At 63.5% G+C, this 13,980-nt stretch carries 13 protein-coding genes; 6 read left to right on the top strand and 7 right to left on the bottom strand.

The window, feature by feature from the left end:
- Nucleotides 1-21: 21 nt before the first annotated feature.
- A complete protein-coding gene (locus tag ACMCNM_RS26485) occupies nucleotides 22-540 on the top strand; it encodes a dihydrofolate reductase (RefSeq protein ID WP_412765705.1) in 519 nt (172 codons plus the stop codon).
- An 89-nt stretch (nucleotides 541-629) separates the two neighbouring features.
- On the opposite strand, the gene ACMCNM_RS26480 is transcribed toward ACMCNM_RS26485, so the two are convergent.
- The gene (locus ACMCNM_RS26480) at nucleotides 630-2,021 is read right to left on the bottom strand and encodes an L-cystine transporter (RefSeq protein WP_412765704.1); all 1,392 of its coding nucleotides are present in this window, start codon (nucleotides 2,019-2,021) and stop codon (nucleotides 630-632) included.
- 241 nt (nucleotides 2,022-2,262) lie between these two features.
- Between ACMCNM_RS26480 and ACMCNM_RS26475 the strand changes: the two genes are divergently transcribed.
- Nucleotides 2,263-3,318, top strand: a complete 1,056-nt coding sequence (locus ACMCNM_RS26475; protein WP_412765703.1) for a haloacid dehalogenase-like hydrolase — start codon at nucleotides 2,263-2,265, stop codon at nucleotides 3,316-3,318.
- 11 nt (nucleotides 3,319-3,329) lie between these two features.
- Here the strand turns inward: ACMCNM_RS26475 and ACMCNM_RS26470 are convergent, their stop codons facing one another.
- Entirely contained in the window at nucleotides 3,330-3,998 is a 669-nt protein-coding gene (locus tag ACMCNM_RS26470; protein ID WP_412765702.1) for an FMN-dependent NADH-azoreductase, read from the bottom strand.
- Between the two features lie 76 nt (nucleotides 3,999-4,074).
- Between ACMCNM_RS26470 and ACMCNM_RS26465 the strand changes: the two genes are divergently transcribed.
- Nucleotides 4,075-4,656, top strand: coding sequence for a LysR substrate-binding domain-containing protein (locus tag ACMCNM_RS26465; RefSeq protein WP_412765701.1), 582 nt, complete (start codon nucleotides 4,075-4,077; stop codon nucleotides 4,654-4,656).
- Nucleotides 4,657-4,737: 81 nt separating this feature from the next.
- Here ACMCNM_RS26465 and ilvD read toward each other — a convergent pair whose 3' ends face one another.
- Complete coding sequence (ilvD, locus tag ACMCNM_RS26460) at nucleotides 4,738-6,579, bottom strand: dihydroxy-acid dehydratase (RefSeq protein ID WP_085272229.1); 1,842 nt, start codon at nucleotides 6,577-6,579, stop codon at nucleotides 4,738-4,740.
- 478 nt (nucleotides 6,580-7,057) lie between these two features.
- On the opposite strand from ilvD, the gene mgtE reads away from it, so the two are divergent.
- Nucleotides 7,058-8,113, top strand: a complete 1,056-nt coding sequence (gene mgtE, locus ACMCNM_RS26455) for a magnesium transporter (RefSeq protein WP_412765700.1) — start codon at nucleotides 7,058-7,060, stop codon at nucleotides 8,111-8,113.
- 120 nt (nucleotides 8,114-8,233) lie between these two features.
- Here mgtE and ACMCNM_RS26450 read toward each other — a convergent pair whose 3' ends face one another.
- Nucleotides 8,234-9,430, bottom strand: a complete 1,197-nt coding sequence (locus ACMCNM_RS26450; RefSeq protein WP_027592312.1) for a class I SAM-dependent rRNA methyltransferase — start codon at nucleotides 9,428-9,430, stop codon at nucleotides 8,234-8,236.
- A gap of 191 nt (nucleotides 9,431-9,621) precedes the next feature.
- Between ACMCNM_RS26450 and ACMCNM_RS26445 the strand changes: the two genes are divergently transcribed.
- Both ACMCNM_RS26445 and mutM read left to right on the top strand, forming a co-directional pair.
- Nucleotides 9,622-10,440, top strand: a complete 819-nt coding sequence (locus ACMCNM_RS26445) for an HDOD domain-containing protein (protein WP_339549230.1) — start codon at nucleotides 9,622-9,624, stop codon at nucleotides 10,438-10,440.
- 3 nt (nucleotides 10,441-10,443) lie between these two features.
- Nucleotides 10,444-11,256 (top strand): bifunctional DNA-formamidopyrimidine glycosylase/DNA-(apurinic or apyrimidinic site) lyase, encoded by an 813-nt coding sequence (gene mutM, locus ACMCNM_RS26440; protein ID WP_027592314.1) that lies wholly within the window; start codon nucleotides 10,444-10,446, stop codon nucleotides 11,254-11,256.
- Between the two features lie 158 nt (nucleotides 11,257-11,414).
- Here the strand turns inward: mutM and ACMCNM_RS26435 are convergent, their stop codons facing one another.
- The 3 genes from ACMCNM_RS26435 to ACMCNM_RS26425 all read right to left on the bottom strand — a co-directional run bounded on the left by ACMCNM_RS26435 (nucleotide 11,415) and on the right by ACMCNM_RS26425 (nucleotide 13,964).
- A complete protein-coding gene (locus ACMCNM_RS26435) occupies nucleotides 11,415-11,666 on the bottom strand; it encodes a YfhL family 4Fe-4S dicluster ferredoxin (protein ID WP_027592315.1) in 252 nt (83 codons plus the stop codon).
- Nucleotides 11,667-11,774: 108 nt separating this feature from the next.
- Nucleotides 11,775-12,254 (bottom strand): pantetheine-phosphate adenylyltransferase, encoded by a 480-nt coding sequence (coaD, locus tag ACMCNM_RS26430; protein WP_016393341.1) that lies wholly within the window; start codon nucleotides 12,252-12,254, stop codon nucleotides 11,775-11,777.
- A gap of 111 nt (nucleotides 12,255-12,365) precedes the next feature.
- Nucleotides 12,366-13,964 (bottom strand): GMC family oxidoreductase N-terminal domain-containing protein, encoded by a 1,599-nt coding sequence (locus ACMCNM_RS26425; protein WP_412765699.1) that lies wholly within the window; start codon nucleotides 13,962-13,964, stop codon nucleotides 12,366-12,368.
- Nucleotides 13,965-13,980 lie beyond the last annotated feature (16 nt).

Below are 13,980 nucleotides of genomic sequence, written 5' to 3'. Positions count from 1 at the left end.
GGGTTTGCTATCCTCGCTGGCATGACTAGCACACTCCCCCTCAGCCTGATCGCGGCCCTCGCCGAGAACCGCGTGATCGGCATCGACAATTCCATGCCCTGGCACCTGCCGGGGGATTTCAAGTACTTCAAGGCCACGACCCTGGGCAAGCCGATCATCATGGGGCGCAAGACCTGGGACTCGCTGGGCCGGCCTTTGCCGGGGCGGCTGAATATCGTGGTCAGCCGCCAGCCGGGGCTGGCGCTGGCCGGTGCCGAGGTGTTCGCCTCGCTGGAAGCTGCGCTGGTGCGCGCCGAACAGTGGGCGCGTGAGCAGGGCGTCGATGAGCTGATGCTGATTGGCGGGGCGCAGCTGTATGGGCAGGCGCTGGAGAAGGGGCTGGTGAGCCGCATGTACCTGACCCGGGTCGAGCTGTCGCCTGACGGCGATGCGTGGTTCCCGGCGTTCGATGAGGCGCAGTGGCGCCGGGTGAGCAGTGAGCCGCAAGCGCCTGAAGGGGCTGGGCCGGCGTATCACTTCGATGTCTGGGACAAGGTTTGAGATTGTTGGGGGGCGCTCGCGCCCCATCGCGACGCAAGGCCGCTCCTACAAAAAGACCGCGTCTTCTGTGCAGGGGCGGCCTTGGCGTATCAGCTATGACTCAGCGTTGCATGCTGGTCATCTGCTAATACGTCCTTGTCAGTCTCTTTCAACAGCTGGCTGGTCACCACCCCGGCCGTCATCGAGCCATTCACGTTCAGTGCCGTGCGGCCCATGTCGATCAACGGCTCTACCGAAATCAGCAGTGCTACCAGTTCAACCGGCAAGCCCATGGCCGGCAGCACGATCAGGGCTGCGAAGGTCGCGCCACCGCCCACTCCGGCTACCCCAGCCGAGCTCAGGGTGACGATGGCGACCAGGGTCGCGATCCACAGCGGGTCGAAGGTGTCGATGCCCACTGCCGGGGCAACCATCACGGCCAGCATCGCCGGGTACAGGCCGGCGCAACCGTTCTGACCAATTGTCGTGCCGAACGAGGCGCTGAAGCTGGCGATCGACTGCGGCACACCCAGGCGACGGGTTTGCGCTTCGATGTTCAGCGGGATGCTCGCGGCGCTGGAGCGGCTGGTGAAGGCGAAGGTCAGCACTGGCCACACCTTGCGGAAGAAGCGCAGCGGGCTGACGCCGGTCGCCGCCAGGATGACGGCATGCACCACGAACATCAGCCCCAGGCCGATGTACGAAACGACGACGAAGCTGCCCAGCTTGAGGATGTCGTCCAGGTTGGAGCTGGCGACCACCTTGGTCATCAGGGCCAGCACACCATAAGGGGTGAGCTTCATCACCACGCGCACCAGGCGCATGACCCAGGCTTGCAGGGTGTCGATGGCCGACAGGGCGCGCGCGCCTTTCTCGGCGTCGTCCTTGATCAGTTGCAGGGCGGCCAGGCCGACGAACACGGCGAAGATCACCACGCTGATGATCGAGGTTGGCTTGGCCCGCGCCAGGTCGCCTACCGGGTTGCTGGGGATGAACGACAGCAGCAGTTGCGGGATGTGGAGGTCGGCGACCTTGCCGGCGTAGTCGCTGTGGATCGCTTGCAGCCGCGCGCTTTCCTGCACGCCAGCCACCAGGCCGTCGGCGGTCAGGCCGAACAGGTTGGTCAAGACGATGCCGATCAATGCGGCGATGGCAGTGGTGAGCAGCAAGGTGCCGATGCTCAGCACGCTGATGCGGCCAAGCGAGGAAGCATTGTGCAAGCGTGCCACGGCGCTGAGGATCGAGGCGAAGATCAGCGGCATGACGATCATCTGCAGCAAGCCGACATAGCCGTTGCCGACCAGGTCGAGCCAGGCGATGGTGGCTTTCAATACCGGGTGGCCAGCGCCATAGATCGTGTGCAGGACCAGGCCGAACACCACGCCCAGCACCAGGCCCAGCAAGACCTTCTTGGCCAGGCTCCAGTCGGTGCGGCGGGTTTGTGCCAGGCCCAGCAGCAAGGCCAGGAACGCCAGCAGGTTGAGAGACAGCGGCAGGTTCATTGAAGCTCCAACAAAAAACAGAAGAGGCATCGCCTCTGTGAGCGATTGCGAACGGAAATGCTAACAGCCTGAAAACAAACGAATTTATACCCAAATGGAATGTGCATAGTCGTTTATGGAATAACGGAATGTCGCGGATAGCAATGAACAGGGCGTTTCAAGCTGCTTCAACGTCGTTGTCAGGGCTTGCTGGGCCGGTAGGTTGGACTAGCGTTTCCGGGTCATTTCAGGAGATTCGCACATGAAGTTCGCTCCGAAAGCCCTCGCCCTGGGTCTGTCCCTGCTGTTCGGGGCCCAAACCTGGGCCACCGAACTCAAGCATTGGCCTGCCGAGGCCGCCAAACAGCTCGACAGCATGATCGCCGCCAATGCCAACAAAGGTAATTACGCGGTGTTCGACATGGACAACACCAGCTACCGCTACGACCTTGAAGAGGCGCTGCTGCCGTTCATGGAGAACCAGGGGCTGCTGACCCGCGACAAGCTCGACCCTTCGTTGAAGCTGATCCCCTTCAAAGACACGGCCGAGCACAAGGAAAGCCTGTTCAGTTACTACTACCGCCTGTGCGAAATCGACGACATGGTCTGCTACCCCTGGGTGGCGCAGGTGTTCTCGGGCTTCACCCTGAAGGAACTGAAGGCCCATGTCGACGCCTTGATGGCTTCCGGCAAGCCCGTGCCCAGCACGTATTTCGAGGGTGACCAGGTCAAGGCCATCGAAGTGCAGCCGCCCAAGGTCTTTGCCGGCCAGGCCGAGTTGTTCAACAAACTGATGGAAAACGGCATCGAGGTGTACGTCATTTCTGCCGCGTCCGAAGAACTGGTGCGCATGGTCGCGTCTGACCCCAAGTACGGCTACAACGTCAAACCGCAGAACGTGATTGGCGTCAGCCTGCTACTGAAGGACCGCAGCAACGGCCAGCTGACCACGGCGCGCAAGCAGATCAGCGCCGGCAGCTATGACCCCAAGGCAAACGAAGGCCTGGAATTGACGCCTTACCTGTGGACCCCGGCGACCTGGATGGCGGGCAAGCAGGCGGCGATCCTCTCCTACATCGACGAGTGGAAGCGGCCGGTGCTGGTGGGCGGCGATACGCCCACCAGTGATGGCTACATGCAGTTCCACGGGGTGGACGTGGGCAAGGGGGGCATCCACCTGTGGATAAACCGCAAGGCCAAGTACATGGACCAGCTCAACGGCATGATCGCCAAGCACGCGGCCGCGCAGGCCAAGGAAGGGCTGCCGGTGACGGCCGACAAGAACTGGGTGATCGTCACGCCAGAGCAGATCCAGTAGCCCGGTGCAGGTCAGCCGCTTCGGCCGACAATGAGCGTTCTGGCTTGTTGTTGGTCGAAGTTCTGCGCCAGCATGGCCACGGCTTGCATGGCGCTTGAGCGGACGCTGGCACCCTCTGCGCCAAGCGTCTGTTCGGCCACGATGCTGTGCACCTGGTTGATCCCGACGAAGCGGAACCACGCATCGAGGAAGGGTTTTTCCAGGCCGAACGCCTGGTCAGGCGTCTGGGAGTCGGGGCCATAACCCAGCCCGCGGGTGTAGATGGCCACCGCCCGGCGCCCACCCAGCATGCCGTTCAACCCCTGTTCATCGAAGGTGAACAACACGCCCTTGTGCGAAATGGCGTCGATCAAGTGCTTGAGTTTGTAGGGGATGCCGAAATTCCACAGCGGGACGCTGAACACCACTGTATCTGCCCGGTGGAAGCGTTTGGCGAGGGTTTTGATCTGTGCCCAGGCGGCGTTTTGCGCGGGTGAAAGCGGGGCATCGGTAAGCCCGGCGTACTTGGCCGCCAGCAGGTCGCCATCCACTTCAGGCAGCTCGCATTCCCAAGGGTCCAGGCGGTCAACCTCCACGGTTTTGCGCTCGGCCAACGCGGCCAGGAACACTTCGGCAATTTGAGCGGAAACCGAGCGTTCGCCTCTCGGCGATGCACACACATAAAGAACACGTTCAACCACGGGGCTACTCCTGTCAGCGTCGATGGCATTTCCCTAGCGATATACGGCACAGGGGGAGCGCAAAGTTTGCGGCACGGTGTCCGTGGGGTTGAGCGAGGAGATGGTCAAAGCCCCGATCATCGATTGCCTGCGTCGGTTTTCCGTGGCGCACCCCGATGCCGAGGTTGCCCTGCAGGTCGGCTTGACCGGCGAGTTGCTCGCACTCATGCACGCGGGTGGGCTGGATATCGTGCTGGGGAGCCGCTGCGGCAGTGATGAGCGTGGCGAGGTGCTCTGGTCCGAGCCGTTGGTCTGGGCGAGAGGGCCGCTGGCGCTGGGCACCGATGATGCGACCTTACCTGTACCTTTGGCGGTGTTTTCCGATCAATGCCCCTACCGTGCGGCGGCCATCGAAGCGTTGGCGCGTGCAGGGCGACAATGGCGGATCATTTGCCAGAGCCCCTGTGCCGGGGGGCTGATGACTGCCGTAAGCGGTGGGCTTGGGGTAACCCCGGTCACCCGCTCATGCGCACTGGCCGCAGGCCTGCAGGAAGTGACGACACTGCCCGCACTGCCTCACGCGAAGTTCATGCTGACCTCGACGGCAAAGCCGAAGCGCTCGGCGGCCTTGCTGCTGGCGCAGTTGCGCCAATGCGCTTCGCGTGGGGAAGATAGTTGAAAGCGCTGGGGCCGCTCGGCGGCCCATCGCCGGCTTGCCGGCGATGGGCTGCAAAGCAGCCCCAATACACTCATCAGAGCCTTACAGCCCGTCGAGCATCGCTTTGTTACGCACCGCACCTTTGTCGGCACTGGTCGCCAGCAGGGCGTAGGCCTTGAGCGCGGTGGTCACTTTACGCGGGCGCACTTCGGCGGGCTTCCAGCCTTTCTTGTCCTGCTCGACACGGCGCTCGGCCAGCTCTTCGTCGCTGACCAGCAGGTTGATCGAACGGTTGGGGATGTCGATCAACACCTTGTCGCCGTCGCGCACCAGGCCAATGGCGCCGCCTGCAGCGGCTTCCGGCGAGGCGTGGCCGATCGACAGGCCCGAGGTACCGCCCGAGAAGCGGCCGTCGGTGAGCAGGGCGCAGGCCTTGCCCAGACCTTTGGATTTCAAGTACGAGGTCGGGTAGAGCATCTCTTGCATGCCCGGGCCGCCCTTCGGGCCTTCGTAACGGATGATGACGATGTCACCGGCCTTCACTTCGTCGGCGAGGATGCCGCGCACGGCGCTGTCCTGGCTTTCGAAGATCTTCGCGCTGCCTTCGAACACATGGATCGACTCGTCGACACCGGCGGTCTTCACCACGCAACCGTCGAGGGCGATATTGCCGTACAGCACTGCCAGGCCACCCTCTTGCGAGTAGGCATGTTCGAAGCTGCGGATGCAGCCGTTTTCACGGTCGTCGTCGAGGGTTTCCCAACGGGTCGACTGGCTGAATGCGGTTTGGGTCGGGATGCCTGCCGGGCCGGCTTTGAAGAAGGTGTGCACCGCTTCGTCATCGGTCTGGGTGATGTCCCACTTGGCGATGGCTTCTTCCATGCTGCGGCTGTGCACGGTTGGCAGGTCGGTGTGCAGCAGGCCGCCACGGGCCAGCGAGCCGAGGATGCTGAAGATGCCGCCGGCGCGGTGCACGTCTTCCATGTGGTACTTCTGGATGTTCGGCGCCACCTTGCACAGCTGCGGCACTTTGCGCGACAAGCGGTCGATGTCCCGCAGGTCGAACGCCACCTCGCCTTCCTGGGCCGCGGCCAGCAGGTGCAGGATGGTGTTGGTCGAACCGCCCATGGCGATGTCCAGCATCATGGCGTTTTCGAACGCCTTGAAGTTGGCGATGCTACGTGGCAGGACCGACTCGTCGTTCTCGCCGTAGTAGCGCTTGCACAGCTCGACGATGGTGCGGCCGGCAGTGAGGAACAGCTGCTCGCGGTCGGAGTGGGTGGCCAGGGTCGAGCCGTTGCCCGGCAGGGCCAGGCCCAGGGCTTCGGTCAGGCAGTTCATCGAGTTGGCGGTGAACATGCCAGAGCACGAACCGCAGGTCGGGCAGGCGCTGCGCTCGTATTCGGCAACCTTCTCGTCGGAGGCCGTGGAGTCAGCTGCGATGACCATCGCGTCGACCAGGTCCAGGCCGTGGCTGGCCAGCTTGGTCTTGCCGGCTTCCATCGGGCCGCCGGAGACGAAGATCACCGGGATGTTCAGGCGCAGGGCGGCCATCAGCATGCCGGGGGTGATCTTGTCGCAGTTGGAGATGCAGACAATGGCGTCGGCACAGTGGGCGTTGACCATGTACTCCACGGCGTCGGCGATGATCTCGCGGCTTGGCAGCGAATACAGCATGCCGTCGTGGCCCATGGCGATGCCGTCGTCGACCGCGATGGTGTTGAATTCCTTGGCCACGCCACCGGCGCGCTCGATCTCACGGGCAACCAGCTGGCCCAGGTCCTTCAGGTGCACGTGGCCCGGGACGAACTGGGTGAACGAGTTGGCGATGGCGATGATCGGTTTCTTGAAATCTTCGTCCTTCATCCCGGTGGCGCGCCACAGGGCTCGGGCGCCAGCCATGTTGCGGCCTTGGGTGGAAGTCTTGGAACGATAATCAGGCATGAAGCACTCCTGGCGGCTTAATCAGGTCACAAAAAGGGGAGTGAGCTTCTCTTGTCCTATGCGCCTTAGGCCGGTTGCCACTGGCACGGATGGGGCCGAAGACACCACGGGATCGCCGCGTGCTCGACCAGAGCTCATAAACCCGCCGGGGATGACTGGCGATGAATAGGCCGATTCTACACCGCTGGCGCTGTGAGGGAATGGCGATGTGTCTGGGCGGTGGCTTTCGCCTCATGACCGGTCGCTTGTAGGACGCTTCCGAAACGCCGGTTCAGGGGCTGACCTGCCCGCCCAAGCTGACTATGATCCGCCCGCCGCATGTGCGGCTTCACGAGATACACCCTCAATGGACCTTCCCAGTTTCAGTTCATACCGAACTCGCAAATTGGCACTGAGCGCGTCGTCGCCAGGGCTTCCGAAGGCTTGAGCCCCTGTGGCTGAGGTGTGCGGGTGCCTGCGTCGGCGCCTGGAGAACCTCATGCAGCACACCTCCGATACGCTCGTTTCACCCCTCGACCTGCGCCAGGCCGCTCAGGCGCGTCGTGACGACCTGCTTCACCCGCAAGGCTACCCCGAAGGCACGGCCGGTTACCTGATGACCAGTGAGTACTCGTGCCTGGATGCCGGCCTCAGCGCCAGCCAGGCCATCGACATGCTGCGCCGGGAGGCCGCTGATGCCGAAACCATCTACCAGTCCTATGTGCTCGACGGGCAGCGCAACCTGCTTGGGACCTTGTCCTTGCGTGAGTTGATCCTGGCGGCGCCTGAAGCGCTGATTGATCACATCATGGTGCACAAGGTCATTTGCGTCTGTACCACGACCCGTCAGGAAGACGTGGCCCGCTTGATCCGCCAGCACGACCTGCTGGCTGTGCCGGTGCTGGACGAGGCCGGGCGGCTGGTAGGCCTGGTGACCTGCGACGATGCACTTGATGTGGTGGTCGATGAGGCCACCGAGGACTTCCACAAAGGCGCCTCCATCACCAACCACGTGGGCAATCTGCGCGATGCCACCGTCAGCCTGCTGTACCGCAAACGGGTGCTGTGGCTGGTGTTGCTGGTCTTTGGCAACCTGTTCTCGGGGGCGGGGATTGCGGCGTTCGAGGAAACCATTGCCGCGCACATCGTGCTGGTGTTCTTCCTGCCGCTGCTGGTGGACAGCGGGGGCAATGCCGGGGCGCAGTCGGCAACCTTGATGGTGCGGGGCCTGGCGACGGGCGAAGTACACCTGCGTGACTGGCTGCGCATGCTCGGGCGCGAATGCGGGGTGGCGCTGGCGCTGGGGGCGACCATGGCCGTGGCGGTGGCATCGCTGGGCGTGCTGCGCGGTGGGGTGGACATTGCCCTGATCGTTGCCAGCAGCATGCTGGTGATCGTGTTGCTGGGTAGCCTGATCGGCATGAGCCTGCCGTTCATGTTCACCAAGCTGAAGCTCGACCCGGCGACGGCCAGTGGCCCGCTGGTGACCTCGATTGCCGATGCGGCGGGGGTGCTGGTGTACTTTGGGATCGCGTCGTACGTGCTGGATATCTGAGGTAGATTCGGGGCTGCTTTGCAGCCCATCGCGGGCAAGCCCGCTCCTACAGGGGGTTGCGTACCTGTGTGGGAGCGGGCTTGCCCGCGATGGGCCGCAAAGCGGCCCCAAGGCGTTGAATCAGCTGTTAGGCAGCAACCGGCAGGTAATGCTCTTGATGTAGCGGGTTTCGGCAATGGCCGGGTGCACCGGGTGGTCCGGGCCTTGGCCGCCGCGCTCGAGCAGTTGCATGTTGCGGTCCAGGTGGCGGGCGCTGGTCAGCAGGATGTTGTTCAGGTCATCCTCAGGCAGGTGCATCGAGCACGAGGCGCTGACCAGAATGCCGTCCTTGTTGAGCATGCGCATGGCCTGTTCGTTGAGGCGACGGTAGGCCGCTTCGCCGTTTTTCAGGTCTTTCTTGCGCTTGATGAAGGCGGGTGGGTCGGCAATGATCACGTCGAAGCGTTCTTCGGCGGCCTTCAGCTCACGCAGCGCTTCAAATACGTCACCTTCGATGCAAGTCAGCTTCTCGCTGATGCCGTTGAGCGCGGCATTGCGCTCGACGCCGTCCAGGGCAAAAGCCGACGCATCGACACAGAACACTTCGCTGGCGCCAAACGCGCCGGCTTGCACACCCCAGCCACCGATGTAGCTGAACAGGTCGAGCACGCGCTTGCCTTTGACGTAGGGCGCCAGGCGTGCGCGGTTCATGCGGTGGTCGTAGAACCAGCCGGTCTTCTGGCCTTCACGTACCGGTGCTTCGAACTTGACGCCGTTTTCTTCCAGCGGGACCCAGTCCGGCACTTCGCCGTAGACAGTTTCGACGTAGCGCTGCAGGCCTTCGGCATCACGCGCGGCGGAATCGTTCTTGAACAAGATGCCGCTTGGCTTGAGCACTTGCACCAGGGCGGCGATCACGTCGTCCTTGTGCAGTTCCATGGTGGCCGACGCCAGCTGGACCACGAGGATGTCGAAGAAACGGTCGACCACCAGGCCTGGCAGCAGGTCGGAGTCGCCGTAGACCAGGCGGTAGCACGGCTTGTCGAACAGGCGCTCACGCAGCGACAGGGCGACGTTGAGGCGGTGTACCAGCAGCGACTTGTCCAGCGGCAGCTTGATGTCGCGCGACAGCAGGCGCGCGCAGATCAGGTTGTTCGGGCTCAGCGCCACGATGCCCAGCGGCTTGCCGTTGGCAGCCTCGAGGATCGCTTGCTGGCCGGCCTGAAAGCCTTGCAGCGGGGTCGCGGCGACGTCGACTTCATTGCTGTAGACCCACAGGTGGCCGGCGCGCAGGCGGCGGTCGGCATTGGCTTTGAGGCGTAGGCTGGGCAGGGACATGACGTCGCTCCGGGAAAAAAGAGCGGGAGTATACCGTGTTGGCCTTCGCTTCGGGGTCAGGCGCGACAAAGTGCTGGCCAGGGCTAAAGCCAGCCGATCCGGTGTTAGAATTCGCCGTCCTCAACGAGTGTGTACGCATGTCCCAAGAACTCAGCGCCGAACAGATCCAGCAAGCCTTGCAAGGCATCACCATCCCGCCGCAACCGCAGATCATGGTCGACCTGCAGTTCGAGCAGTACATGCCCGACCCAGACCTGGAAACCATCGCCAAGCTGATTTCCCAGGACCCGGGCTTGTCCGGCGCGTTGCTCAAGTTGGTCAACTCCCCGCATTTCGGCCTCTCCAACAAGATCGGCTCGATCCAACGGGCGGTGAACCTGCTGGGTAGTCGTTCGATCATCAACCTGATCAACGCCCAGTCGATCAAAGGCGAAATGAGCGACGAGACCATCGTCACCCTGAACCGCTTCTGGGACACCGCGCAGGATGTGGCCATGACCTGCCTGACCTTGGCCAAGCGCACCGGCATGCAGACGGCTGACGAGGCCTACACCCTCGGGCTGTTCCATGATTGCGGTGTGCCGCTGATGCTCAAGCGCTTCCCCAACTACATGGAGGTGCTGGAAGAGGCCTATGCCCAGGCCAGCGCCGAAACGCGGGTGGTCGATACGGAAAACCGCGCGTTCAACACCAACCACTCGGTGGTGGGGTACTTCACCGCCAAGTCCTGGCGCCTGCCCGAGCACCTTACAGCGGCCATCGCGAACCACCACAACGCCTTGGCCGTGTTCCGCGACGAGTCTTCGCGCAATACCCAGAGCCAGCTGAAGAACCTGCTGGCGGTGCTGAAGATGGCCGAGCACATCTGCGCGTCCTACCGGGTACTGGGCAGCCAGAGCGTCGACCACGAATGGGAAGTGGTCGGGCCACTGGTGCTCGACTACATTGGCTTGTCGGACTACGACTTCGAAAACCTCAAACAGAATATTCGAGAGCTGGGCGGGCACTGACACATGCCGGAACTACCCGAAGTAGAAACCACCCGGCGCGGCATTGCGCCTCATCTGGAAGGCCAGCGGGTCAGCCGGGTGGTGGTGCGTGACCGGCGCCTGCGCTGGCCGATCCCCGAAGACCTGGACGTGCGCTTGTCGGGGCAGCGTATCGTCAGCGTCGAGCGGCGGGCCAAGTACCTGTTGATCAATGCCGAGGTCGGTACCTTGATCAGCCATTTGGGCATGTCGGGCAATTTGCGCCTGGTCGAGCTCGGCCTGCCGGCGGCCAAGCACGAGCACGTGGATATCGAGCTGGAGTCGGGGCTGATGCTGCGCTACACCGACCCGCGCCGTTTCGGCGCCATGCTCTGGAGCCTCGACCCGCTCAACCACGAACTGCTGCTGCGTCTGGGGCCAGAGCCGTTGACCGACCTGTTCGATGGCGAGCGTTTGTTCCAGCTGTCGCGTGGGCGCTCGATGGCGGTCAAGCCGTTCATCATGGATAACGCCATCGTCGTGGGGGTGGGCAACATCTACGCCACTGAAGCGCTGTTTGCTGCGGGCATCGACCCACGCCGCGAGGCGGGCGGTATCTCGCGGGCGCGGTACCTGAAACTGGCCATCGAGATCAAACGCGTGCTGGCAGCGGCCATCGAGCAGGGCGGCACGACCTTGCGTGATTTCATCGGTGGGGACGGGCAGCCGGGCTACTTCCAGCAGGAACTGTTCGTCTACGGGCGGGGCGGGATGCCGTGCAAGCTGTGTGGCACGACCTTGCGCGAGGTGAAGCTCGGCCAGCGGGCAAGCGTGTTCTGCCCACGCTGCCAGCGCTGAAGTGTTTCGCTGTGCCTTGTAGGAGCGGCCTTGCGTCGCGATGGGGCGCAAAGCGACCCCAGATTTTCAGCGTCGCAGCATAAATTGCCGGGGCCGCTTCGCGGCCCTTTCGCGACACAAGGCCGCTCCTACAGAGGGGCGCGTAAGTGCAGGTGGGCTTAGGCCTTGCCAGTAATCAGGCGGTATTTGGCCATCAGCTGCTCTTCGGTCTCTGGGTGCGCTTCATCCAGGGGGATGCAGTCGACCGGGCAGACCTGCTGGCACTGGGGCTCGTCGTAATGACCCACGCACTGGGTGCACAGGTTAGGGTCGATCACGTAGATCTCTTCGCCTTGGGAGATGGCCTCGTTCGGGCACTCGGGTTCGCAGACGTCGCAGTTGATGCAATCGTCGGTGATGATCAGGGACATGGGGACTCCGGCCGGGGCTCTCAGCCCGGGCATGTTCAACGCTGTGGGCACAATTGTGCCGCATTCGCGCCCGCAGTGCACGCGGGCGCGATGATCAGGCGTGCAGGCTTACTTCTTGAACCGTTCGGTCAGCGCCTCAGCCACTATGGGGTGGACGAATTTGCTGATATCCCCCCCCAATGCCGCGATTTCCCGGACCAACGTCGAGGAAATGAACGAATAACGCTCCGACGGCGTCAGGAACAGGCTCTCGACATCGGGTGCCAGTTGCCGGTTCATGTTCGCCAGCTGGAACTCGTACTCGAAGTCGGAGACCGCGCGCAGGCCACGCAGGAAGACGTTGGCGCCCTGTTCCTTGGCAAAATGCGCCAACAGGGAAGAGAAGCCGATGACTTCGACATTGGGCAGGTGCTTGGTGACCTCACGGGCCAGCGCAACCCGTTGTTCCAGCGGGAACAGGGGGTTTTTCTTCGGGCTGGCCGCCACTGCGATAATCACATGGTCGAAGAGCCGCGAGGCGCGCTCGACCAAGTCGCCATGGCCTTTGGTAATGGGGTCGAAAGTACCCGGGTACAACACTCGGTTCATCGCGTCATCCTGGCTGGAGTGCGTTGGGGAGTCGGATGGTAGCGCAGCGATAGCGCCCGGCCAAGTCATGCGGCCGGCTGATGGCACTATAGACAGTGGGTGCATTCGTTGTCATGCGTTGTGTGCCAGGCGGGCGATCAGGGCCTCGGTGAGCTTGGCGCTGATGGCGTACACCGACAATTGCGGGTTGGCGCCGATGCTGGTGGGGAACAGCGAGCCGTCGTGAATCGACAGGTTTTCCAGCTGATGGTGCTGGCCCAGGCTGTTGCACACCGCGTGTCGAGGGTCTTCACCCAGGGCACAGCCGCCCATCACGTGGGCGCTGCCCAGGCGTGTGTGGAACGGCGCCAGTGGCAGGCCGTCGATCATCGCCAGGGCTTCGCCAAGGTTGTTGGCGTAGCGGGCATCACTGTGCACCGGCATCACCTGCTCGGCCCCGGCGGCAAACTGGATCTGCGCCATGCTGCGGTAGGCGCGGCGCAAACCGTCGCGTAGGTAGTCATTGACCGGGTAATCCAGCACGGGCGAGCCATCGCCACGCAGTTCGACCGTGCCACCCTGGCTTTCTGGGTGGAAGCCATCGCGCAGCAACGCCAGCATCACGTGGGTATGCGGCAGCTCGGCCATGCGCTGGGCATTTTCGCTGCCATGCCCGCCCAGCAGGGTGCTGGCCAGAGCCGGGTGCAGCGGGGGCACTTCCAGTTTGTAGCCGACCGGGCCGCCGCTGCCGCCCAGCCATTGGAAGTGATCGCTGTAGATGGACTGCGGAGCACCGTAATAGGGGTCGATGCGCGCCTTGAACCGTGCCGCGCTGAAGTTGACCAGGTGCAGGAAGGTGCGTTTGCCCAGGCGGGCGTTTGGGTCGGGGGCGTTGGAGCGCAGCAGCAGGGCTGGGCTGTTGATACCGCCCCCGGCGAGGATGTAGTGGCGGGCGTGCACGCTGATCTGCCGGCCGGTGGGGTTTATCCCTTGGGCATCCAGGGCCGTGCACTGCAACTGGGTAATGCGCTCGCCGTTGTGCTCGAAGCGCTCGGCACGCGCAAGATAGAGCAGCTCGCCGCCCTGGTCGAGGGTGGCTGGAATAGTCGTCACCAGCATCGATTGCTTGGCGTTGACCGGGCAGCCCATGCCGCAATAGCCAAGGTTCCAGCAACCCCGCACGTTGCGCGGGATTACCGCCCAGCGATAGCCGAGTTGTTCGCAGCCACGGCGCAGGACCTCGTTGTTGGCGTTGGGTGGCAAGGCCCAAGGGCTGATGCCCAGCTGCTGTTCGATGCGCTCGAACCACGGGCCTAGCGCCTCGTTGCCCAAGCCATTGACTTGGTGCTCCCGGGCCCAATGGGCCAGGGTCTGTGGCGGCGTGCGAAAGCTCGAGGTCCAATTCACCAGCGTGGTGCCGCCCACGGCGCGGCCCTGCAGAATGGTGATGGCGCCGTCCTTGCTCATGCGGCCGAGACCTTCCTGGTAGAGGCTGGCGTAGGCCTCGCTCTCCAGCAGGTGAAAGTCGCTGCTGGTCTTCAGGGGGCCTTCTTCGATTAGCAGCACCTTGAACCCCGCGGCGCTGAGCAACTGCGCGCTGGTGGCGCCGCCAGCCCCGCTGCCGATTACGGCGATATCGGCCTGCAGGGCCAGGTCATGCGCCAAGCGCGAGCCGTCGTGGGTGATCCAGCCGCGTTCGAGGCCTTGGCGAAACGGGTCGATGACAGGCATTGGCAAGGCTCTTGTG

Source organism: Pseudomonas sp. NGC7, from assembly GCF_047159675.1.
Taxonomy (GTDB): Bacteria; Pseudomonadota; Gammaproteobacteria; order Pseudomonadales; family Pseudomonadaceae; genus Aquipseudomonas; species Aquipseudomonas kermanshahensis.
This window is presented reverse-complemented; position numbering and strand designations above follow the sequence as displayed.

Excerpts from the sequence above, each read along its gene's own strand:
- ACMCNM_RS26485 (WP_412765705.1), top strand. The coding sequence starts at position 22 with ATGACTAGCACACTCCCCCTCAGCCTGATCGCGGCCCTCGCCGAGAAC.
- ACMCNM_RS26480 (WP_412765704.1), bottom strand. The coding sequence starts at position 2,021 with ATGAACCTGCCGCTGTCTCTCAACCTGCTGGCGTTCCTGGCCTTGCTG.
- ACMCNM_RS26475 (WP_412765703.1), top strand. The coding sequence starts at position 2,263 with ATGAAGTTCGCTCCGAAAGCCCTCGCCCTGGGTCTGTCCCTGCTGTTC.
- ilvD (WP_085272229.1), bottom strand. The coding sequence starts at position 6,579 with ATGCCTGATTATCGTTCCAAGACTTCCACCCAAGGCCGCAACATGGCT.
- mgtE (WP_412765700.1), top strand. The coding sequence starts at position 7,058 with ATGCAGCACACCTCCGATACGCTCGTTTCACCCCTCGACCTGCGCCAG.
- ACMCNM_RS26450 (WP_027592312.1), bottom strand. The coding sequence starts at position 9,430 with ATGTCCCTGCCCAGCCTACGCCTCAAAGCCAATGCCGACCGCCGCCTG.
- mutM (WP_027592314.1), top strand. The coding sequence starts at position 10,444 with ATGCCGGAACTACCCGAAGTAGAAACCACCCGGCGCGGCATTGCGCCT.
- ACMCNM_RS26435 (WP_027592315.1), bottom strand. The coding sequence starts at position 11,666 with ATGTCCCTGATCATCACCGACGATTGCATCAACTGCGACGTCTGCGAA.
- coaD (WP_016393341.1), bottom strand. The coding sequence starts at position 12,254 with ATGAACCGAGTGTTGTACCCGGGTACTTTCGACCCCATTACCAAAGGC.
- ACMCNM_RS26425 (WP_412765699.1), bottom strand. The coding sequence starts at position 13,964 with ATGCCTGTCATCGACCCGTTTCGCCAAGGCCTCGAACGCGGCTGGATC.